The 22650-nt window shown below is 52.8% G+C and carries 19 protein-coding genes and 2 tRNA genes; 4 read left to right on the top strand and 17 right to left on the bottom strand.

What is annotated here, in order from left to right; translation table 11 throughout:
* Window positions 1–31: 31 nt before the first annotated feature.
* Entirely contained in the window at window positions 32–1039 is a 1008-nt protein-coding gene (locus tag ACU8YC_RS18405) for a luciferase-like monooxygenase (RefSeq protein ID WP_446895637.1), read from the top strand.
* A gap of 42 nt (window positions 1040–1081) precedes the next feature.
* Here ACU8YC_RS18405 and mtr read toward each other — a convergent pair whose 3' ends face one another.
* From mtr to ACU8YC_RS18465, 12 genes are all read right to left on the bottom strand, one after another.
* A complete protein-coding gene (mtr, locus tag ACU8YC_RS18410; protein WP_151217852.1) occupies window positions 1082–2326 on the bottom strand; it encodes a tryptophan permease in 1245 nt (414 codons plus the stop codon).
* Window positions 2327–2463: 137 nt separating this feature from the next.
* Window positions 2464–4386: an ATP-dependent RNA helicase DeaD gene (deaD, locus tag ACU8YC_RS18415; protein WP_061068683.1), complete on the bottom strand. Its 1923-nt coding sequence runs from the start codon at window positions 4384–4386 to the stop codon at window positions 2464–2466.
* Window positions 4379–4459 carry a protein YrbN gene (gene yrbN, locus ACU8YC_RS18420; protein WP_010723222.1) on the bottom strand — a complete coding sequence of 27 codons (81 nt, stop codon included), beginning with the start codon at window positions 4457–4459 and terminating at the stop codon, window positions 4379–4381. The genes deaD and yrbN overlap by 8 nt, the downstream gene beginning before the upstream one ends.
* Window positions 4460–4565: 106 nt before the next feature.
* The gene (gene nlpI / locus ACU8YC_RS18425) at window positions 4566–5450 is read right to left on the bottom strand and encodes a lipoprotein NlpI (RefSeq protein WP_003024982.1); all 885 of its coding nucleotides are present in this window, start codon (window positions 5448–5450) and stop codon (window positions 4566–4568) included.
* A gap of 109 nt (window positions 5451–5559) precedes the next feature.
* Complete coding sequence (pnp, locus tag ACU8YC_RS18430; RefSeq protein WP_005131812.1) at window positions 5560–7695, bottom strand: polyribonucleotide nucleotidyltransferase; 2136 nt, start codon at window positions 7693–7695, stop codon at window positions 5560–5562.
* 246 nt (window positions 7696–7941) lie between these two features.
* Window positions 7942–8211, bottom strand: a complete 270-nt coding sequence (rpsO, locus tag ACU8YC_RS18435) for a 30S ribosomal protein S15 (RefSeq protein WP_000059465.1) — start codon at window positions 8209–8211, stop codon at window positions 7942–7944.
* Window positions 8212–8484: 273 nt separating this feature from the next.
* Window positions 8485–9429: a tRNA pseudouridine(55) synthase TruB gene (gene truB / locus ACU8YC_RS18440; protein WP_446895638.1), complete on the bottom strand. Its 945-nt coding sequence runs from the start codon at window positions 9427–9429 to the stop codon at window positions 8485–8487.
* Window positions 9429–9833: a 30S ribosome-binding factor RbfA gene (rbfA, locus tag ACU8YC_RS18445; protein ID WP_003024988.1), complete on the bottom strand. Its 405-nt coding sequence runs from the start codon at window positions 9831–9833 to the stop codon at window positions 9429–9431. Before rbfA ends, truB begins: the two co-directional genes overlap by 1 nt.
* A 146-nt stretch (window positions 9834–9979) precedes the next feature.
* Window positions 9980–12670, bottom strand: a complete 2691-nt coding sequence (infB, locus tag ACU8YC_RS18450; RefSeq protein ID WP_151217854.1) for a translation initiation factor IF-2 — start codon at window positions 12668–12670, stop codon at window positions 9980–9982.
* 24 nt (window positions 12671–12694) lie between these two features.
* Window positions 12695–14182: a transcription termination factor NusA gene (nusA, locus tag ACU8YC_RS18455; protein ID WP_043017784.1), complete on the bottom strand. Its 1488-nt coding sequence runs from the start codon at window positions 14180–14182 to the stop codon at window positions 12695–12697.
* A 28-nt stretch (window positions 14183–14210) separates the two neighbouring features.
* Window positions 14211–14663: a ribosome maturation factor RimP gene (gene rimP, locus ACU8YC_RS18460; RefSeq protein WP_061068860.1), complete on the bottom strand. Its 453-nt coding sequence runs from the start codon at window positions 14661–14663 to the stop codon at window positions 14211–14213.
* Window positions 14664–14870: 207 nt separating this feature from the next.
* Window positions 14871–14947: transfer RNA gene (locus ACU8YC_RS18465), tRNA-Met, on the bottom strand.
* Window positions 14948–15281: 334 nt separating this feature from the next.
* On the opposite strand from ACU8YC_RS18465, the gene argG reads away from it, so the two are divergent.
* Window positions 15282–16625, top strand: coding sequence for an argininosuccinate synthase (argG, locus tag ACU8YC_RS18470; protein ID WP_005131837.1), 1344 nt, complete (start codon window positions 15282–15284; stop codon window positions 16623–16625).
* 169 nt (window positions 16626–16794) lie between these two features.
* On the opposite strand, the gene ACU8YC_RS18475 is transcribed toward argG, so the two are convergent.
* The 3 genes from ACU8YC_RS18475 to ACU8YC_RS18485 all read right to left on the bottom strand — a co-directional run bounded on the left by ACU8YC_RS18475 (window position 16795) and on the right by ACU8YC_RS18485 (window position 18284).
* Window positions 16795–16881, bottom strand: a tRNA-Leu gene (locus ACU8YC_RS18475).
* A 9-nt stretch (window positions 16882–16890) separates the two neighbouring features.
* Window positions 16891–17223, bottom strand: coding sequence for a preprotein translocase subunit SecG (gene secG / locus ACU8YC_RS18480; protein WP_151217855.1), 333 nt, complete (start codon window positions 17221–17223; stop codon window positions 16891–16893).
* A 167-nt stretch (window positions 17224–17390) separates the two neighbouring features.
* Complete coding sequence (locus ACU8YC_RS18485; RefSeq protein WP_446895639.1) at window positions 17391–18284, bottom strand: LysR family transcriptional regulator; 894 nt, start codon at window positions 18282–18284, stop codon at window positions 17391–17393.
* 79 nt (window positions 18285–18363) lie between these two features.
* Here ACU8YC_RS18485 and ACU8YC_RS18490 point away from each other — a divergent pair, with 79 nt between their 5' ends.
* Entirely contained in the window at window positions 18364–18873 is a 510-nt protein-coding gene (locus tag ACU8YC_RS18490; RefSeq protein WP_446895646.1) for an amidohydrolase family protein, read from the top strand.
* A gap of 10 nt (window positions 18874–18883) precedes the next feature.
* Complete coding sequence (dcuC, locus tag ACU8YC_RS18495; protein WP_151217858.1) at window positions 18884–20350, top strand: C4-dicarboxylate transporter DcuC; 1467 nt, start codon at window positions 18884–18886, stop codon at window positions 20348–20350.
* 44 nt (window positions 20351–20394) lie between these two features.
* Here the strand turns inward: dcuC and glmM are convergent, their stop codons facing one another.
* The gene (gene glmM, locus ACU8YC_RS18500; protein WP_151217859.1) at window positions 20395–21732 is read right to left on the bottom strand and encodes a phosphoglucosamine mutase; all 1338 of its coding nucleotides are present in this window, start codon (window positions 21730–21732) and stop codon (window positions 20395–20397) included.
* Complete coding sequence (gene folP, locus ACU8YC_RS18505; RefSeq protein ID WP_187260107.1) at window positions 21725–22573, bottom strand: dihydropteroate synthase; 849 nt, start codon at window positions 22571–22573, stop codon at window positions 21725–21727. Before folP ends, glmM begins: the two co-directional genes overlap by 8 nt.
* Window positions 22574–22650: the final 77 nt, after the last annotated feature.

The raw sequence follows: 22650 nt of genomic DNA on the forward strand, positions 1-22650 counted from the left end.
AAAAGATTAACCGGTAACAAAGTGAGCCGTTATGACTGACAAAACTATTCCGTTCTCGGTGTTGGATCTGGCGCCGATCCCTGAAGGTTCTTCGGCGAAAGAGGCCTTCACGCACTCGCTTGATCTCGCCCGATTGGCCGAAAAGCGCGGCTACCACCGCTACTGGCTGGCAGAGCATCACAACATGACCGGCATCGCCAGCGCCGCAACTTCAGTGCTGATTGGCTATCTGGCAGCCAATACCACCACGCTGCATCTTGGTTCCGGCGGTGTTATGCTGCCTAATCATTCGCCGCTGGTGATCGCCGAGCAGTTCGGTACCTTGAATACGCTGTATCCGGGACGCATCGATCTTGGGCTTGGCCGCGCGCCGGGGAGCGATCAGCCAACGATGCACGCACTGCGCCGCCATATGAGTGGTGATATCGATAACTTCCCACGCGACGTAGCTGAACTGTTGGACTGGTTCGACGCCCGCGATCCTAACCCTCATGTGCGTCCGGTTCCCGGCTACGGCGAGCAGATCCCGGTCTGGTTATTAGGCTCCAGCCTGTACAGCGCACAGTTGGCAGCCCAGCTCGGCCTGCCGTTTGCCTTCGCCTCGCACTTTGCTCCGGATATGCTGCATCAGGCGCTGCATCTGTACCGCACCCAATTCAAACCCTCAGCGCGGCTGGCAAAACCGTACGCGATGGTGTGCATCAACATCATTGCCGCCGACAGCAATCGCGATGCCGAATTTCTTTTCACCTCAATGCAGCAAGCGTTTGTGAAACTACGTCGTGGCGAAACTGGCCAGCTACCGCCGCCGGTAGAGAATATGCATCAGCTGTGGTCCGCTTCTGAGCAATATGGCGTACAACAGGCGCTGAGCATGTCGCTCGTCGGCGATAAGGCGAAAGTCCGTCACGGCCTCGATGCCATTTTACGCGAAACCCAGGCTGATGAAATTATGGTTAACGGCCAGATTTTCGATCATCAGGCACGGCTACATTCGTTTGATTTGGCGATGCAGTTGAAAGAAGAATTGGCTGGGTAAGTTGTTGCCCTCTCCCGGTAGGGAGAGGGTGAAAAAAAGAGATTACTGATAGACCGGTAACAGATCCACGCTCGACAGAATATGGATAATCGCGTTGCCGATACCAAATACCAGGATTAGCGCAATCATCGGCTTGCCGCCCCAGACGCGGAATTTCGGGCTACCGAAACGCTCACGGGATTTACGTGCCAGCAGCGCCGGTACAATGGCGGCCCAGATGGTTGCCGCGAGTCCTGCATACCCAATGGCGTACAGGAAACCGTTCGGCCACAGCAAGCCACCCACAATTGGCGGGACAAACGTCAGCAATGCCGTTTTAAAACGCCCCATCGCCGAGTCATCAAAGCCAAACAGATCCGCCAGGTAGTCAAACAGACCGAGCGTAACGCCAAGGAATGAACTCGCCACTGCAAAGTTAGAGAACACCACTAACAGTAGATCAAGGCTGCGGCTGTTCAGTACGCCGCTCAGCGCCTGTACCAACACATCAATGTTACCGCCCTGCTGCGCAATACCGATAAACTCCGGACGTGGAATATTACCCATCGTTCCCAGCAACCATACAGTATACAGCACCAGCGCCAGCAGCGTGCCATACACCAGACATTTCACAATGGTCTTCGGATCTTTGCCGTAGTACTTCATCAGGCTAGGGACGTTACCGTGATAACCAAATGAGGCCAGGCAAAACGGCAGCGTCATCAGCAGGTACGGTGTATACGAAGCATTGCTTTGTGCCACATTAAACAGCGTAGTGGGCGTAACATGCCCCAGCAGACTACCAAAGGTCAGGAAAAAGGTAATCACCTTCGCGCCCAGCACAATCGCCGTCATGCGGCTAACCGCTTTGGTGCTTAACCACACCACAAATGCCACCAGCAGTGCAAAGCCAAGACCCGCCGCGCGCGCCGGAACATTCAGCGACATCTCGGAGAAAGTGTGATGCAGAATCGAGCCGCTCGCCGAAATATAGGCGTAGGTCAGGATATAGAGAACGAAGGCGATCGAGATGCCGTTCACCACGTTCCAACCTTTGCCCAGCAGATCTTTCGTGATGGTGTCAAAGCTGGAACCAATGCGGTAATTAAGGTTCGCTTCGAGGATCATCAGTCCGGAATGCAGCATACAGAACCAGGTGAAGATCAGCGCCGCCATTGACCAGAAAAACCACGCCCCGGACATGACCACTGGCAGAGAAAACATCCCCGCGCCAATAATGGTGCCGCCGATAATCACCACGCCGCCGAGCAGCGAAGGTGACGTTTGGGTGGTGGTTAGTGTTGCCATTTAGCCATCTCTCCAGTCATTTATATTGTGACTACATCTCAATGTGCTGCACTGTACCAGTACACGAGTACAAATGAAATAAAAAAAGCCCCGATTGTTGAGATCGGGGCTGTATATATTACTTTACGCAGTGAAACTTATGCGTCACCGCCGAAACGACGACGACCAGCGGAGTCATCACGACGCGGAGCAGAAGAATCGTCACGACGCGGACCACGGTTGCCTTCACGGCGTTCGCCGCTGAAACGACGACCATCGCCACGACCGCCTTCACGACGCTCACCGCTGAAATTACGACCTTCGCCACGACCACCTTCACGACGCTCGCCGCTGAAGCGGCCACCGCCACGACGCTCACCACCGGTGTGCGGAACTGCATCGCCAACCAGCTGCATGTTCATCGGTTTGTTCAGGATGCGAGTACGGGTAAAGTGCTGCAGCACGTCGCCCGGCATACCTTTCGGCAGCTCGATGGTGGAGTGGGAAGCAAACAGCTTGATGTTACCGATGTAACGGCTGCTGATATCGCCTTCGTTAGCAATCGCGCCAACGATATGACGAACTTCAACACCGTCATCACGGCCCACTTCAATGCGGTACAGCTGCATATCGCCAACGTCACGACGTTCACGACGCGGACGATCTTCACCACCACGGTCATTACGCGGGCCACGATCGTTGCGGTCACGCGGACCACGATCGTCACGGTCGCGGAATTCGCGTTTCGGACGCATCGGTGCATCTGGCGGCAGGATCAGCGGACGTTCGCCCTGAGCCATTTTCAGCAGTGCGGCTGCCAGCGTTTCGATATCCAGCTCTTCTTCCGGCTGCATTTTCGCCAGCAGAGCACGGTACTGATCCAGATCGCTGCTTTCCAGCTGCTGCTGTACTTTAGCGGCGAATTTTTCCAGACGGCGTTTACCCAGCAGTTCTGCATTCGGCAGTTCTACTTCCGGAATCGTCAGCTTCATGGTGCGTTCGATGTTACGCAGCAGACGACGCTCACGGTTCTCAACGAACAGCAGCGCACGGCCAGCACGACCCGCACGACCAGTACGGCCGATACGGTGAACGTAAGACTCGGAATCCATCGGGATGTCGTAGTTAACAACCAGGCTGATACGCTCAACGTCCAGGCCACGGGCCGCAACGTCGGTTGCAATCAGAATGTCCAGACGGCCATCTTTCAGACGTTCCAGAGTCTGCTCACGCAGGGACTGGTTCATGTCGCCGTTCAGTGCAGCGCTGCTATAACCGCTACGCTCCAGCGCTTCTGCCACTTCCAGGGTCGCATTTTTGGTACGAACGAAGATAATCGCCGCATCAAAATCTTCTGCTTCCAGGAAACGCACCAGCGCTTCATTTTTACGCATGCCCCAGACAGTCCAGTAGCTCTGGCTGATGTCAGGACGTGTGGTAACGCTGGACTGAATGCGTACTTCCTGCGGCTCTTTCATAAAGCGGCGGGTAATACGACGAATCGCTTCCGGCATAGTCGCGGAGAACAGAGCGGTCTGATGACCTTCCGGGATCTGCGCCATGATGGTTTCAACGTCTTCGATGAAGCCCATACGCAGCATTTCGTCTGCTTCGTCCAGTACCAGACCGCTCAGTTTAGAGAGGTCCAGAGTCCCGCGCTTCAGGTGATCCAGCAGACGGCCCGGCGTACCGACGACGATCTGTGGTCCCTGACGCAGGGCACGTAATTGCACGTCATAACGCTGGCCGCCGTACAGGGCAACCACGTTCACGCCGCGCATGTGTTTAGAGAAATCCGTCATGGCTTCTGCAACCTGAACCGCCAGTTCGCGGGTCGGTGCCAGCACCAGAATCTGAGGTGCCTTCAGCTCAGGATCAAGATTGTTGAGCAGCGGTAAAGAGAACGCTGCAGTTTTGCCGCTACCCGTCTGGGCCATACCCAGAACATCGCGACCGCCCAGCAGATGCGGAATGCACTCTGCCTGGATTGGAGATGGTTTTTCGTAACCCAGATCGTTAAGGGCTTCAAGGATAGGAGCCTTCAGGCCCAGATCTGCAAAAGTGGTTTCGAATTCAGCCATGTAGTACGTGTGCCTCAAAATTAATGGCGGCCAGTCTACATAACTCATCATGAAATTGATCTGCAATTTTCATTGAAAAGTGTGAACCGGCTCAAAGTAGGTGTATTAACGAACAACAACGCCCTCACCCGTGAAGGTGATGGCAATCAAAAAAGATTACGGGCTGATGTGTACGTCAGCTATTGCTGGTCCGATTCTGCCAGGTCATCTTGGTCCTGGCCCAGGAGCGATAATTCCAACAATGCGTATCGGTGCTCAACAAAGTTATGCACGTTGTTAGCCACCGCCAGTTTGAACAATGCCGTAGCGTTGTCCAAATCCCCCAGACTTAGGTAGTACTTACCTAAATAGAAGTTGGTTTCACTGAGATGCTCAGCGAGCGAGGTGTTATCCGTTGCGTCCGCCTTCAGGCGTTCCATCAGCGTTGCTTCGCTAATGTTGCCCAGGTAGAACTCGACAATGTTCCATCCCCATTGCTCTTTATCCGATTTTTCAAAGCGTTGCTTTAACGCTTCTTTAGCCTGCTTCTCATCGAGCTTCTGCTCGGCGAGATAAAGCCACAGACTACGGAAAGGATCATTGGGATCGTCTTGATAAAACGCTAGCAGATCATCTTGCGCTAACTTGTCGCGACCGCCGTAATACAATGCGATACCGCGATTTAAGTGCGCGTAGTTGTAAGTTGGATCAAGCTCAAGTACAGAATCAAACGCTTCATAGGCAGCATCAAAATTGCCTGCCTGCGTTAAATATATACCTAAGTAATTGAATACTTCAGGCATATCTGGTCGGATTGCCAGCGCTTGTGAAAAATCATTCCGCGCTAGTGCCCTCAGACCGAGACTATCATACAACACTCCGCGCTCATATAAAAGCTGTGCGCGTTCGTCATCGGTTAAAGCCCGACTGGCAAGAATTTGTTCCATACGTGCCAGAATCACTTCCTGCTGCAAAGTCGGTTGCAATGGTACTGCGAGGACTTCACTCTTACGCCAGGCGGAATTACTGCATCCAGCCAGCGTGAGTGCTGTCGCAACGAAACACCAGCGCAAAAAAGGCTTCATTTCCCACTCCCGAAGACAACGATTGAATGAACGTCCAGGTTCCCCGGTTGCTAACAAGGCGTCCTGCCGGGTTAAAGGCCCTCCGCTTTCACGGAGGGCAATGGCAACCTTACTCGCCCTGTTGGCTTACCGGAGCTTCCGGTTCGCCTGCAGGTTGAGACTGCTCAGTTGCTTCTTTAATGCTCAGACGTACACGGCCCTGGCGATCAACTTCCAGAACTTTGACCGGTACTTCCTGGCCCATCTGCAGGTAATCGGTCACTTTCTCAACGCGCTTATCAGCGATCTGAGAGATGTGGACCAGACCTTCTTTACCGCCACCGATGGCAACGAACGCGCCAAAGTCAACGATACGGGTCACTTTACCATTGTAGATACGGCCTACTTCGATCTCTGCGGTGATCTCTTCGATACGACGGATAGCATATTTCGCTTTTTCGCCGTCGGTCGCAGCAATCTTCACGGTACCATCATCTTCGATTTCAATGGTGGTGCCGGTTTCTTCGGTCAGGGCACGGATAACAGAACCGCCTTTACCGATAACGTCTTTGATCTTGTCCGGGCTGATCTTGATGGTGTGGATACGCGGAGCAAATTCAGAGATATCGCCACGCGGTGCGTTGATCGCTTGTTCCATCACACCCAGGATGTGCAGACGCGCACCTTTAGCCTGGTTCAGAGCAACCTGCATGATCTCTTTGGTGATACCTTCAATTTTGATATCCATCTGCAGTGCAGAGATACCGTCGCGGGAACCCGCCACTTTGAAGTCCATATCGCCCAGGTGGTCTTCGTCGCCCAGGATGTCAGACAGCACAACATAGTTGTCGCCTTCTTTCACCAGACCCATCGCGATACCCGCAACGGCCGCTTTGATTGGCACGCCTGCGTCCATCAGCGCCAGGGAAGCGCCACATACGGAAGCCATGGAAGAAGAACCGTTAGATTCGGTGATTTCAGAAACCACACGCACGGTGTACGGGAATTTATCCAATTCCGGCATTACTGCCAGCACGCCACGCTTCGCCAGACGACCGTGACCAATCTCACGACGCTTCGGAGAACCGACCATGCCGGTTTCACCTACGCAGTACGGAGGGAAGTTGTAGTGGAACAGGAAGTTGTCAGTACGCTCGCCCATCAGTTCGTCGAGGTTCTGCGCATCACGGGTGGTGCCCAGGGTCGCAGTAACCAGCGCCTGAGTTTCACCACGGGTGAACAGTGCGGAACCGTGGGTACGCGGCAGAACGCCAGTACGCACGTCCAGACCACGGATCATGTCTTTTTCACGGCCGTCGATACGCGGCTCGCCTGCCAGTACGCGGCTACGAACAACGTTTTTCTCGATAGCGTGCAGGATTTCACCCAGTTCGTTAGCGTCCAGGGTTTCGTCTTCAGCCACCAGAGTCGCGATGGTTTCAGATTTGATCACGTCAACCTGAGCGTAACGCTCTTGTTTGTCGGTGATGCGGTAAGCATCGCTCAGGCGAGCTTCTGCCAGTGCGGCAACGCGCGCGTTCAGCGCTTCGTTTACGGCTTCTGGCTGCCAGTCCCAACGCGGTTTGCCAGCTTCTTTCGCCAGCTCGTTGATCGCCTGAATAACAACCTGCTGCTGTTCGTGACCGAATACCACAGCGCCCAGCATCTGGTCTTCGCTCAGCAGTTCAGCTTCAGATTCAACCATCAGTACGGCAGCTTCTGTACCAGCAACCACCAGGTCCAGCTTGCTTTCTTTCAGTTCGTCCTGGGTCGGGTTCAGTACGTACTGGTCATTGATGTAACCAACACGTGCAGCACCGATCGGGCCGTTGAATGGGATGCCAGACAGAGTCAGTGCAGCAGATGCACCAATCATCGCCACGATGTCCGGGTTAACCTGCGGGTTAACAGAAACAACAGTCGCGATAACCTGAACTTCGTTAACGAAGCCTTCCGGGAACAGTGGACGAACCGGGCGGTCAATCAGACGCGCGATCAGGGTTTCGCCTTCACTCGGACGGCCCTCACGGCGGAAGAAGCTACCCGGGATACGGCCAGCAGCGTAGGTACGCTCCTGATAGTTAACGGTCAGCGGGAAGAAATCCTGGCCTGGTTTCGCTTTTTTCTGGCCAACAACGGTAACGAATACCGCAGTGTCATCCATGCTAACCATAACAGCGGCAGTCGCCTGACGCGCCATCATGCCGGTTTCCAGCGTAACGGTATGCTGACCGTACTGGAATTTACGAACGATCGGATTAAGCAAAATAATATCCTTTCTCTATTTTTTGACGGCACATTTTTGCGCCATCGTTAATACCCGATCTTCTGCGCATCCTCGCGACTAATGACAACCCTAACCCATAAGCATGAGTAAAGCCTCTCATTAGCCGCGCGAACCTCTGCAACGGAAGATCATTCATAGCAACAATACATTAGTTTCCAGCGAATTGCTGCCATCTGCTGGAAAAAAGGGGCCATGAAGGCCCCCTCTTTCTGAAACTCGAAAGAATTAGCGACGCAGACCCAGACGCTCGATCAGCGCGGTGTAACGTGCAACATCTTTACGTTTCAGGTAGTCGAGCAGTTTACGACGCTGAGAAACCATGCGCAGCAGACCACGACGGCTGTGGTGATCTTTTTTGTGCTCTGCAAAGTGGCCCTGCAGGTGGTTAATCTGTGCAGTCAACAGAGCAACCTGAACATCGGTAGAACCGGTGTCGTTTGCATCACGACCAAACTCAGAAACGATTTTAGCGGTAGCTTCAGTACTTAGAGACATTTTAAAACTCCAAAGTGTTAAGAATGAAAGGATGCCGATCTCTAATTCAGCTATCCCAGTGTATACACTTTATCCTTCAAACTGACTCTGCGTTGGCTGCGTCCGCTCACCTCAGTCACTTACCTAAGTAAGCTCCTAAGGATTCTCAGACTTGCCGCCTTGATGCAGCTCGAATGATTTTGTGTATACGCCACGCACATTGTTAAACAATTTACGCGACGTTAAGCGGCAGTATTCTACTCGCAGCGCCCTTTTATCGCAAGACAGAGAGCGTTATGCCGGATATTCAACCACCAGGCGACGGGGGGCGACGCGACCTTCATCGTCGATCTCCCCCATGCCAATAAATTTACCGTCATCGCCTTCCGTCACACGCACCAGGCCTTCCAGCGGGGCACCTGTCGTACGTACCGGATTACCATTTTTAAAGTAAACCGACGATGTTAAAGGCAAATTAACCACCGGATAGTCCGATGCCGGACTGTCCATTGGCATCAGCAAAGGATCAAGCAACTGCGCCGCCGGAATATTTTGCTGTTCGGCCTGTTCAGCCAGTTCACGCAAATGCTCCAGCGTGACCATACGATCCACCGGATACTTGCTGACCGTCAGACGACGCAGATACGTTACGTGTGCACCGCAGCCCAGTTTTTCACCGAGATCGTCAACGATGGTGCGAATATAGGTGCCTTTAGAGCAGTGAACTTCCAGTTCCAGCTCGTTACCTTCGTGGCGAATAAACAACAGCTCATAGACGGTAATCGGTCGCGCTTCACGCGGAACTTCAATACCCTGACGCGCATATTCGTACAGCTTCTTACCCTGATACTTCAGCGCCGAATACATTGAGGGAATCTGCTCGATATCGCCGCGGAAAGTCTCCAGCGCACTTGCAAGCTGCTCAGCGGTGAAAGTTACCGGACGTTCCTGCACGATTTTCCCATCGGCATCAGAGGTATCAGTACGCTGACCCAGACGGGCAACCACACGATAGCGTTTATCAGAATCCAGCAAGTACTGTGAAAATTTCGTCGCTTCACCGAGGCAGATAGGCAGCATGCCTGTCGCCAGCGGATCCAGCGCGCCGGTATGTCCCGCGCGGTTGGCATTATAGATGCGCTTTACTTTTTGCAGTACGTCATTGCTGGACATGCCTTGCGGTTTGTCCAGCAGCAGAACACCGTGAATGTCGCGACCACGACGACGAGGACGACTCATCAGTCCTCCTTGCTGTCGTCCGCTGGGTTCACACGACGCTCATCGTCATGTTTCACCACGCTGGTCACCAGGTTGGACATGCGCATCCCTTCTACCAGCGAGTTGTCGTAGAAGAAGGTCAACTCAGGCACGATTCGCAGACGCATGGCTTTACCTAGCAGAGAGCGGATAAAACCAGAGGCTTCCTGCAGTGCCTTAATGCCGTTTTTCACGGCCGCTTCGTCCTGGTCGTTAAGGAAGGTCACGAACACTTTGGCATAGGCCAGATCACGGGACATCTCAACACCAGACACGGTAGTCATCATGCCCACGCGTGGGTCTTTGATTTCGCGTTGCAGGATGAGTGCGATTTCTTTCTGCATCTCCTGCGCGACACGCTGTGGGCGACCAAATTCTTTCGCCATAATAAATTCTCCAGAATAAAGACAAAAAAGGGGCAATAAGCCCCTTTTTAAATTTCTTGCCGGGTGGCGCTTCGCTTACCCGGCCTACGCTTATTCATCTTCTCAGGATTTTGGGCTGCAAGTTGCGGCCCAAAAGACGACGAAGATTATGCGATGGTACGTTTGATCTCGATGATCTCGAACACTTCGATCATATCGCCAACGCGAACATCGTTGTAGTTCTTAACGCCGATACCACATTCCATGCCGTTACGGACTTCGTTGACGTCATCTTTGAAGCGGCGCAGGGATTCCAGCTCGCCTTCATAGATAACCACGTTATCGCGCAGTACGCGGATTGGGTTGTGACGTTTAATCGTACCTTCGGTAACCATACAGCCTGCGATAGCGCCGAATTTCGGTGATTTGAACACATCACGAACTTCAGCCAGACCGATGATCTGCTGTTTCAGCTCCGGAGACAGCATGCCGCTCATCGCCGCTTTCACTTCGTCGATCAGATGATAGATGACGGAGTAGTAACGCAGATCCAGGCTTTCAGATTCGATAACTTTGCGTGCAGAGGCATCAGCACGGACGTTGAAGCCAACCAGAATCGCGTTGGATGCCGCAGCCAGGGTCGCGTCGGTTTCGGTGATACCACCCACGCCGGAACCGATGATCTTCACTTTTACTTCGTCGGTAGACAGTTTCAGTAAAGAGTCGGAAATCGCTTCGACAGAACCCTGCACGTCGGCTTTCAGGACGATGTTCACTTCGTGAACTTCACCATCAGTCATGTTAGCGAACATGTTTTCAAGTTTAGATTTCTGCTGACGAGCCAGTTTAACTTCACGGAATTTGCCCTGACGATACAGTGCAACTTCACGGGCTTTCTTCTCGTCACGAACCACGGTGACTTCGTCACCGGCCGCCGGAACACCGGACAGACCGAGGATTTCCACCGGAATGGACGGACCTGCTTCCAGGACTTCCTGACCCAATTCGTTACGCATCGCACGAACGCGACCGTATTCAAAACCACAGAGTACGATGTCGCCTTTGTGCAGCGTACCTTCACGCACCAGTACGGTAGCAACCGGACCACGACCTTTATCCAGGAAGGATTCGATAACCGCACCGCTCGCCATACCCTTACGGACAGCCTTCAGTTCCAGAACTTCAGCCTGCAGCAGAATAGCATCCAGCAGCTCATCGATACCGGTACCCGCTTTCGCAGAAACGTGGACGAACTGGCTCTCGCCGCCCCACTCTTCCGGCATGATGCCGTACTGGGACAGTTCGTTTTTAACGCGATCAGGATCCGCTTCTGGTTTATCGATCTTGTTGACTGCAACCACTACCGGCACACCTGCCGCTTTCGCGTGCTGGATTGCTTCGATAGTCTGCGGCATCACGCCGTCGTCTGCTGCAACAACCAGAACAACGATATCCGTTGCCTGAGCACCACGAGCACGCATGGAGGTAAACGCGGCGTGACCCGGAGTATCCAGGAAGGTGATCATACCGTTGTCAGTTTCAACGTGGTACGCACCGATGTGCTGAGTGATGCCGCCTGCTTCGCCAGAGGCCACTTTCGTAGAACGAATGTAGTCCAGCAGAGACGTTTTACCGTGGTCAACGTGACCCATGATGGTGACTACCGGTGCGCGCGGTTCAGCCGCTGCGCCGGTGTCACGGTCGCTCATTACTGCTTCTTCCAGCTCGTTTTCACGACGCAGGATAACTTTATGGCCCATCTCTTCGGCAACCAGCTGTGCGGTTTCCTGGTCGATGACCTGGTTGATGGTCGCCATTGCACCCAGTTTCATCATCGCTTTGATGACCTGAGAACCTTTAACTGCCATCTTGTTCGCCAGATCGCCAACGGTGATGGTTTCGCCGATCACAACGTCACGGTTAACGGCCTGAGCCGGCTTCTGGAAGCCCTGCTGCAGAGCGGAACCTTTACGCTGCTTACCGCCTTTACCACCGCGAACCGCTGCACGCGCTTCTTCACGGTCAGCTTTAGATTCAGCGTGTTTGTTGCCTTTTTTCGCCGGACGCGCGGCTTTCGCGCTGCGAGTACGACCACGACCGCCTTCAACTTCACGATCGTTCTCGTCTTCAGCCTGGCGAGCATGCTGGGAAGTGGTGACGTGATAATCGCTGGTATCTTCAACAGGTTCAGCGTTATTCACACCATTTTTCTCGTTTTCTTCCGCCATACGGCGAGCTTCTTCCGCTACGCGGCGCGCTTCTTCTTCAAGCTTGCGACGTGCTTCTTCTTCCGCTTTACGCTTCAGTTCAGCGGCTTCATTTTCACGGCGGGCTTTTTCGGCCTGGGCGGTTTTAGTCATATCGTCGGTCTGTTGATTGCTCACTTTGTCTTTTTCCGCAGCTTCACGTTTCGCTTTATCAGCGGCTTCACGCTTAGCTTGTTCTGCGGCCTCACGTTCGGCTTTTTGTTGCGCCTCGCGTTTGGCAGCTTCTTCTGCCTCACGACGGGCTTGCTCTTCCGCTTCACGCTGCGCCTGCTCTTCCGCGGCCAGGCGTTCAGCCTCTTGCGGATCGCGTTTCACAAAGGTGCGTGTCTTGCGGACTTCGATTTGTACCGATTTGCTTTTCCCACCGGTACCTGGAATATTGAGAGTACTGCGCGTTTTACGCTGCAATGTCAACTTATCCGGCGCTGAGCCGTTTTCACGGTTCAGGTGCGCCAGTAAGGTTTGTTTCTCTTGTGCGGATACAGAGTCGTCAGCAGACTTCGGGATACCTGCATCAGCAAATTGCTGTACCAGGCGATCCACGGAGGTCTGTATCTCTGCAGCCAGCGTTTTTACGGTTACATCTGTCATACTGTTCCTTCCTGCTACAGTTTATTACGCTTCGTCGCCGAACCAGCAAATATTACGGGCAGCCATAATCAGCTCACCGGCTTTTTCGTCGGTCAACCCTTCGATATCAGCCAGATCATCAATGCCCTGTTCAGCGAGATCTTCCAGCGTACAAACACCACGGGCAGCCAGTTTGAAGGCCATCTCACGATCCAATCCTTCCAGATTCAGCAGATCGTCAGCCGGTTTGTTATCACCGAGGCTTTCTTCCTGGGCCAGTGCCAGAGTGGTCAGTGCGTTTTTAGCACGCTCGCGCAGCGCTTCAACGGTCTGTTCATCCAGGCCGTCAATTTCCAGCAGCTCTTTCATTGGCACGTAGGCCAGTTCTTCCAGCGTCGCAAAACCTTCTTCCACCAGAACTGTCGCGAAATCTTCATCGATATCGAGATATTTGGTGAAGGTGTCAATGGCTGCATGTGCTTCAGCCTGATGCTTCGCCTGCAGGTCATCAACGGTCATCACGTTGAGTTCCCAACCGCTCAGTTGTGAAGCCAGGCGGACGTTCTGACCATTACGTCCAATCGCCTGCGCCAGGTTACCGGCTTCAACCGCGATATCCATGGTGTGTTTGTCTTCATCCACCACGATAGAAGCGACGTCTGCTGGTGCCATTGCGTTAATCACGAACTGCGCCGGGTTATCATCCCACAGGACGATATCAATACGCTCGCCACCCAGTTCGGTAGAAACCGCCTGAACGCGCGCACCGCGCATACCCACACACGCACCGACCGGATCAATACGCTTGTCGTTGGTCTTAACGGCGATTTTCGCACGCGATCCAGGATCGCGGGCTGCCGCTTTAATTTCGATCACTTCTTCGCCAATTTCCGGCACTTCGATGCGGAACAGTTCAACCAGCATTTCCGGTTTGGAACGGGTTACGAACAGTTGCGCACCGCGCGCTTCCGGGCGTACAGAGTACAGAACGCCACGAATACGGTCACCTGGACGGAAGTTTTCACGCGGCAGCATGTCTTCACGCAGGATCACGGCTTCAGCATTGCTGCCCAGATCCAGAGAAATGTTGTCGCGGTTTACTTTCTTCACCACGCCAGTAACGATTTCGCCTTCGTGCTCGCGGAATTGATCAACAACCATTGCACGTTCAGCTTCACGTACTTTCTGTACGATAACCTGTTTCGCGGTCTGGGTGGTGATACGGTCAAAGGTGACAGACTCAATCTGATCTTCAACATATTCGCCCACGTTCAGACTTTCGTCTTCGAAACGTGCTGCTTCCAGCGTAATTTCTTTAGTCGGCTGAGTAACTTCTTCTACGATTACCCAACGACGGAAGGTATCGAAATCACCGCTTTTACGATCGATTTCTACGCGAACGTCGATCTCTTGCTCATATTTTTTCTTTGTTGCTGTAGCCAGCGCACTTTCCAGCGCTTCAAAAATTTTCTCGCGTGGCAGCGCTTTTTCGTTGGATACGGCTTCAACAACAGCCAAAATTTCTTTGTTCATCGCGGGCTTTTCACCTCAATCCAGACTGTTAAAAGTGGGGAACCAGGTTCGCCTTCTGGATATTACTCAGCGCGAACACTTCATCTTTACCGTCGACTGTGACCGTGATCATCTCACCGTCCACCGCTTTGATAACGCCCTGCCATTTACGGCGGTTTTGTACAGCCATACGAAGAACCAGCGTGACTTCTTCACCCAGGAAACGCACGTAGTGTTCAGCGGTGAACAAAGGACGGTCGAGACCCGGAGAGGAGACTTCCAGGTTATAGGCAACGGTGATCGGGTCTTCGACATCCATCACGGCGCTTACCTGATGGCTCACATCAGCACAATCATCAACATTGATGCCATCTTCACTATCAATATAGATGCGCAGTGTGGATGTGCGACCGCGAATAAATTCGATGCCGACTAGTTCGTAGCCCAGAGCTTCAACTGGCGCTGTAATCATCTCTGTTAATTTTTGCTCTAATGTGGACAAGCCCACCCCCAAGACATAAAAAAAGGGCCTAAAGCCCAGTTATTCTGTAGTCAGATAACAAAAAACCCCGATAAATCGGGGCTTTAGATAACTGAACCCTATAACCGCACCTGCGGTTCGGAGAACCTTCCGAAAGAATTTTTTTCAAATCCAGCTACGAAGGCCTAAGTCTTCACAGTATATTTGAAAAAGAACTCTAAGGGAAAGTGGTTGCGGGGGCCGGATTTGAACCGACGACCTTCGGGTTATGAGCCCGACGAGCTACCAGGCTGCTCCACCCCGCGCCTGAAACGTGGCAAATTTTACGCGTTTTGGGTAAAAAATGCAAATACTGCTGGGATTTGGTACCGAGGACGGGACGTAAAATCTGCGCACAGTATATTGATTCACTATGCGGTATGTCAACCTTGTTACGACTATGCAAATCAATGAATGCTGGCCCGCGGATGTTCAGCAAGATAAATATGCTATCCACGCCGTTATTTAACGAAATTATCACTAAACTCTTCCTGTTACCCAGAAAAGATGATTAAATGAAAACTCATTTATTTTGCATAAAAATGCAATCAGTATAATAAGCCGACCTCTTCACCAGTCTATCAAGCAGGGTTTTATTTTATGACGACGATTCTCAAGCATCTCCCGGTAGGTCAACGTATTGGTATCGCTTTTTCCGGCGGCCTGGACACCAGTGCAGCACTGCTGTGGATGCGACAAAAAGGGGCTGTCCCATATGCATATACTGCGAATTTGGGCCAGCCAGATGAGGATGACTATGACGCCATCCCTCGCCGTGCAATGGAATATGGTGCTGAGAATGCTCGCCTGGTAGATTGCCGTAAGCAGCTGGTTGCCGAAGGGATCGCAGCCATTCAGTGCGGTGCATTCCACAATACCACCGGCGGACTAACCTATTTCAATACCACTCCGCTGGGCCGTGCAGTCACTGGCACCATGCTGGTTGCTGCCATGAAAGAAGATGGCGTAAATATCTGGGGTGACGGCAGCACCTATAAAGGGAACGATATTGAACGTTTCTATCGTTACGGTCTGCTGACCAACGCCGAACTGCAGATTTACAAACCATGGCTGGATACCGACTTCATCGACGAACTCGGTGGTCGCCATGAGATGTCTGAATTTATGATTGCCTGTGGTTTCGACTACAAAATGTCCGTTGAGAAAGCGTACTCCACAGACTCCAATATGCTCGGCGCGACCCACGAAGCTAAAGATCTCGAGTTCCTGAACTCCAGCGTCAAAATCGTCAATCCGATTATGGGCGTGAAATTCTGGGATGAGAGCGTGAAGATCCCAGCAGAAGAAGTTACCGTACGTTTTGAGCAGGGTCATCCGGTTGCACTGAACGGTAAAACCTTCAGCGACGACGTTGAGATGATGCTGGAAGCCAACCGTATCGGTGGCCGTCACGGTCTGGGTATGAGCGATCAGATTGAAAACCGTATTATTGAAGCGAAGAGCCGCGGCATTTACGAAGCCCCGGGGATGGCGTTGCTGCATATCGCCTACGAGCGTCTGCTGACCGGTATTCACAACGAAGACACCATCGAGCAGTATCACGCGCACGGTCGCCAGTTGGGTCGTCTGTTGTATCAGGGCCGCTGGTTCGACTCTCAGGCGCTGATGCTACGTGATGGTCTACAGCGTTGGGTTGCCAGCCAGATTACGGGTGAAGTTACGCTGGAACTGCGTCGCGGTAATGACTACTCAATCCTCAACACCGTGTCAGACAATCTGACTTACAAACCAGAACGTCTGACCATGGAAAAAGGCGATTCGGTATTCTCTCCGGACGATCGTATCGGTCAGTTGACCATGCGTAATCTGGATATCACCGATACCCGCGAGAAGCTGTTTGGCTACGCGCAGTCTGGCCTGCTCACCGCCTCTTCCGCAACCGGCCTGCCGCAGGTTGAGAATCTGGAAAACAAAGCGAAATAAACATTCATCATCTTAAGGCCGCGAAAGCGGCCTTTTTTATGCGCGGAATATGAGAGATATGGCTTGTAATAATGTCGGATGGCGGCGTAAACGCCTTATCAGACCTACAGCACAGCTACAAATGACAGACGAAAAAAAAGACGCTTTTCAGCGTCTTTTTTTCGGAATTTGGTACCGAGGATGGGACTCGAACCCACAAGCCCGTTAGGGCACTACCACCTCAAGGTAGCGTGTCTACCAATTCCACCACCTCGGTACAGAATACTTAGCGTGGGATGTCGCTGGTCGGCTGAGCCGGAGCAGCTGGCTGAGTTTGTTCGGTTTTCACCGGTGCGCTCAGATTTTCCCACTCACTTCCTTTATTGGTCTTGTTGCTGTTCATGTTACCCAGCACCAGACTGATAATGAAGAACAAGGTTCCTAATACAGCTGTCATACGGGTCATGAAGTTACCAGAACCACTTGAACCAAACAGAGTACCAGAAGCGCCTGCGCCAAAAGAGGCTCCCATATCAGCGCCTTTGCCTTGCTGCAGCATGATCAAGCCTACCAGGCCAATTGCCACAATAAGGAAAACTACTAAAAGAGCTTCGTGCATAATCAACCTGTTCCTTGCGGAGTTGCCGCGTACAATGCTTCGACCATTAAAGCGGGAATATTTACTGTTTCCCACTGAAGCGGGTGTGAATACTAACCAAAGCGAATAACCTTCGCAAGGGCAATTTGTTAGCATTGTATCAACTGCGGAAAAAATCGCCACATCAATCAAAAACGCAGCAACTTCTCCCAGCATCTCTGCATGACGGCACGTTGATCGTCAAGATTCGCCCATACCACAACGGGGATTTCACAAATCAGATCTGCGTTTTCCGGCCAGCAATGAATAATTTGCTGATTCACCAGCTCCTCCGCCACCATCGACTCGGGTAACCATGCCATCCCCATATGGCGTAGAACCATTTCTCGTATTGTTTCGCTTAAACCACTCTCAAACACTTTTTTCAGACGTGGGCGAACACGCTGTTCAGCTGGCTCAATAATGCGTCTGACAAAGGTGTAATCGCTGTAGCAAAGCCACGGGATCTGTGCATGCAGATCGTTAAGCACATTAGCAAGTTGCGCAGAAATAACCGGTATAAATCGCTCATATCGCCATAGCGAACGCTTTAATCCTCCGGCGATCTCCAGCCCCGGCTGCGCAGACGGCAAATCATATGTCACCAGCAGATCGATTTGCCGGTCTATCAGGGCGTTAAAGTGGTTGTCTATCCCCTGAATGCTGGCATTTACCGTGAAATTTAACTGCGGTTCACTTTGTCGCAGATAGTTGATCATATCCGGCAAGATATTCACCGACAGCGTATGCAGGCTAACCATTACCAGCGTATTGTCCGTTGCTGGCATCATCGCCGCCAGCTCGTGGCGCGCCTCTGTTAACGTGCTGAGGACGTGCCGGGCATACGGTTCAAAGCGCTCACCATAATGCGTCAGCGTAACGGGAGTCGTGGTCCGGTCAAACAATGGCACCCCCAACACCTCTTCCAGCGCCTTTATACGGCGACTGAGCGCTGGTTGAGTAATATGCCGCTGCGCTGCGGCCTGAGAGTAGTTTCCATGCTGACTCAATGCCAGAAAATCTTCCAGCCACTTACAATCCACGTTGAACTCTCCACCATGCCATAACCGCATCCTCCAATAACAAATCGGTAATAGTCATAGTTATAGTAATGGCTTTATGGTGGGCATCATAACAACAATATTCCGTTCACCAACCCATGTTGCGAGAACAGAGCCCTTGTTTGAACAGGCAATTGCTTTCGCCCATCGCGGCGGCCATATTGACGTGACATCCGGTGGTAGTCGCTTCATGCCTCAGGAACAGGCGATCCTCCATGCTCTGGAAGCCCAGGTCCCGGCCGATCGCATCACGATCAGCTCTGATGGTAATGGTAGCGTTCCGCGGTTTAACGCTCAGGGGATCGTGGAAGGTTTAAGCGCAGCACCGGTCGCAGGTAACCTTAATCTGCTTCCTCGCCTGATTGATGTGGGGATTCCGGTGCCACAGGCGATTGCGATGTTGACGGCAAACGTGGCGCGCTCGCTGGGTATTTCCGGTGGTGTACTCTGCGCCGGGGAACGTGCCGATATTTGTGTACTCAACGATGACCTCTCGCTGGCCCATCTGTTTGCTGCGGGTAAGCCGTTGCTACGGAATGGCGAGTGCCAGGTTACCGGCAACTTCGAGTAAGGGGGCGAGAATGTCATTATTATTGGCGCTACTCGCCATCATTTTTGCCGGACGTCTGATCCTCAAAAAATATCACCCCCAGTCGGTGCTGCTCCTGACCGGGATTGTGCTGCTGCTCATCGCGCATTTTAGCGGGATGACCACGCTCAGCAGCCTGGTGAAAAAGAGCACCGGATTTGGTCCCTTTGACGCCTTTGAGTTTATCCGCGATACCCTGAGCGTGCGTCTCGGCGGCCTCGGGCTGCAAATTATGCTGATCGGTGGGTTCGCCACCTATATGTCAGCCATTGGCGCAAGCCAGGTGCTGGTTCGGGTAACGTCTCGTCCTTTGCAGCGTCTGAACTCACCGTACCTGCTGTTGGGCCTGGCGTTACTACTGGGCCAATTCCTGTCGCTGTTTATCAGCAGCGCCACCGGACTTGGCCTGCTGTTGATGGCGACGCTTTACCCGTTACTGACCCGTCTTGGCTGTAGTCGCGCCGCCGTTGCCGCCGTTATCGCCAGCACCTGTGCGGTTGAATTTGGTCCGGGTTCCGGCAACTCAGTTCTCGCCGCTAAAACCGCCGGCATTGAGGTGGTGAATTATTTCGTGCAGGATCAGTTGCCAATCGTTGTCCCCGTTATTCTGTTCATCGCCCTGCTGCATATTGTTGTACAACGCTTTTTCGACCGTCGTGAAATTGGTGACAATGTGGCTCAGCAAATGCAAACACTAACGTCTTCCGATGAAGCCGATGCACCGATCGCCTGGCTGTTTCTGCCCATGCTCCCACTGGTGTTGATGCTGGTGTGCAGCGATTTAGTATTCAGCTCGCTCAAAATTACGCTCGATACCGCCGTACTGATAAGTCTTGCCATTACCCTGATCTTTGAGTACTGCCGCCACCGTAAGGCACGCGACGTGATGGCCGGCGTACAAAAAGTTTTCGACAGCATGGGCAGCGTATTTGCCACCGTGGTGACGCTGATTATCGCCGGTGAAGTTTTTTCTGCCGGACTGAAAGCCATTGGCGCCGTCGACGCACTACTGTCGCTTTCTGGTGAATTTGGCCTCAGCGCCGCCTCGATTATCCTGCTAATGACGCTGATCACCTTTGCGATTTCCGCCCTGATGGGCTCCGGGAATGCGGCATTTTTCTCATTCGCCCCAATGGTACCGGACATCAGCCGTCATATCGGTAGCGACATCGCAGTCATGATGTTGCCTATCCAGATCTCGGCGGGCATTGGTCGTACGTTATCCCCCATTGCCGGCGTCATCATTGCTATCGCGGGAATCGCTGGCGTTTCGCCAGTCGATATTGTTAAGCGCACCGCAATTCCGATGCTGGGCGGTTGGTTACTGATGATTGCGTTGACTTTTGCCCGGTCAGGGCATTTGCTGGCAATACTGCCGTGGCTGGCAGTCCTTGTACTGCTGATGGTCGCCGGTTACTTCTGGCAGCGCAGACGTAAACAGCCGCTTGCCGTACAGTAAAAAAAAGCCGGAGTCTCTGACTCCGGCTTTCGCTGTTTAAGTGATTACACTGCTTTCACGGCATCTGCAATACGGTGTGCGAATTCAGTCACCTGCGCTTCGTCTTCACCTTCAACCATCACGCGAATCAACGGTTCAGTACCTGATTTACGCAGCAGGACACGTCCACGATTGCCCAGCGCCGTTTCAACTTCGGTCATCACCGCTTTTACGTTTTCATGCTCCAGCGGATCGCCGCCACCTGCGGTGTAACGTACGTTAACCAGCAGTTGTGGGAACATTTTCATGCCGCTGCACAGGTCGTGCAAACTCATATGGTTGCGCACCATCGCCGCCAGGACCTGCAAACCCGCCACGATGCCGTCACCAGTGGTGGTTTTGTCCAGCAGGATCACATGGCCTGAGTTTTCGGCACCGATACGCCAGCCTTTTTCCTGCATTTTTTCCAGTACGTAGCGGTCGCCGACTTTCGCGCGGGCAAACGGAATACCCAGCTGTTTCAACGCCAGCTCGAGGCCCATGTTGCTCATCAGTGTGCCTACCGCGCCACCGCGCAACTGCCCCTGACGCAGGGCTTCACGAGCGATGATGTACATGATCTGATCGCCATCGACCTTATTACCTTCGTGGTCAACCATAATGACACGGTCGCCATCGCCGTCCAGCGCTATCCCCAGATCGGCTTTTTCCGCAATCACGCGCGCCTGCAGGGCACGGACGTCGGTGGCGCCAACTTCTTCATTGATGTTCACGCCGTTTGGCTCACAGCCAATAGCAATCACGTTCGCACCCAGCTCGCGCAGTACATTTGGCGCAATGTGGTACGTCGCACCGTTGGCGCAATCCACCACGATTTTAAGCTCACTCAGGCTTAGCTCATTCGGGAAGGTGCCTTTGCAAAACTCGATATAGCGACCAGCAGCATCAACGATACGGGTAGCTTTACCCAGCTCAGCCGAATCTACACAGGTGATCGCTTTTTCCATTTCGGCTTCGATAGCTTCTTCAACGGCATCCGGCAGTTTAGTCCCGTCGATGGAGAAGAATTTAATCCCGTTGTCATAGTACGGGTTGTGCGAAGCAGAGATAACAATCCCGGCCTCAGCACGGAAAGCGCGAGTCAGATAAGCAACAGCAGGAGTTGGCATTGGGCCCGTGAAAGAGGCAGAAAGACCGGCAGCAGCCAGACCCGCTTCCAGCGCAGACTCCAGCATATAGCCAGAGATACGCGTATCTTTACCGATAATAATTTTACGTGACCCATGACGTGCCAGCACTTTACCTGCAGCCCACCCCAGTTTAAGGACAAAGTCAGGAGTAATAGGGGCGTCGCCTACGCGTCCGCGAATTCCATCAGTGCCAAAATATTTACGATTACTCATAGCGTTTTTTTTCCTTTGCAGACAATGTGGCTTCCACCACACGCATCGCTTCTACGGTTTCTTTGACGTCATGGACACGAACAATCTGCGCCCCCTGCATTGCGGCAATGACCGCGCACGCCAGACTGCCGCTCAGGCGTTCGGATGGCCCCACATTCAGCAGTTGGCCAATCATTGATTTTCGTGACATTCCAACCAGCAGCGGCAGATTAAAATGATGAAACTCCGCCAGACGTGCCAGTAATGTGTAGTTGTGGGTGAGATTTTTACCGAATCCGAACCCGGGGTCGAGCAACAATTTATCTTTTGTGATTCCAGCCCGTTCACAACGCGCTATTTGCTCAACAAAATAACGATTTACATCAGCAAAAACATCCTCGTATTTTGGTGCTTCCTGCATGGTTTTCGGCTGCCCCTGCATATGCATCAGGCAAACTGGCAATCCGGATTCCGCTGCAGCTTCCAGCGCTCCGGGTTCCGAGAGTGAGCGAATGTCATTAATGATATGTGCGCCGGCTCTGGCGCTTTCGCGAATCACTTCCGGTTTTGAGGTATCGACAGAAATCCACACTTCAAAACGCTGAGCAATCGCCTCCACCACCGGGATCACTCGCTGCAACTCTTCTTCGACGCTCACATCGGCAGCACCTGGACGCGTGGATTCACCACCCACATCAATGATAGTCGCCCCGGCGTTAATCATCAGGTTGGCGTGTTTCACCGCCTCAACCAGAGAATTGTGCGCCCCGCCATCGGAAAAAGAATCTGGCGTGACGTTCAAAATCCCCATGACATGTGGATGGCTGAGATCCAGTGAAGAACCCTGAGCAAAGAGTTTCATAGCTTTATCCCTGAAAAAATCTTGAATATGCAGATAAGAAAAACCCCGGAGCAAGCCCCAGGGTTTTCAATTAAAAC

The sequence above is a fragment of the Citrobacter sp. VF227 genome (assembly GCF_052950715.1).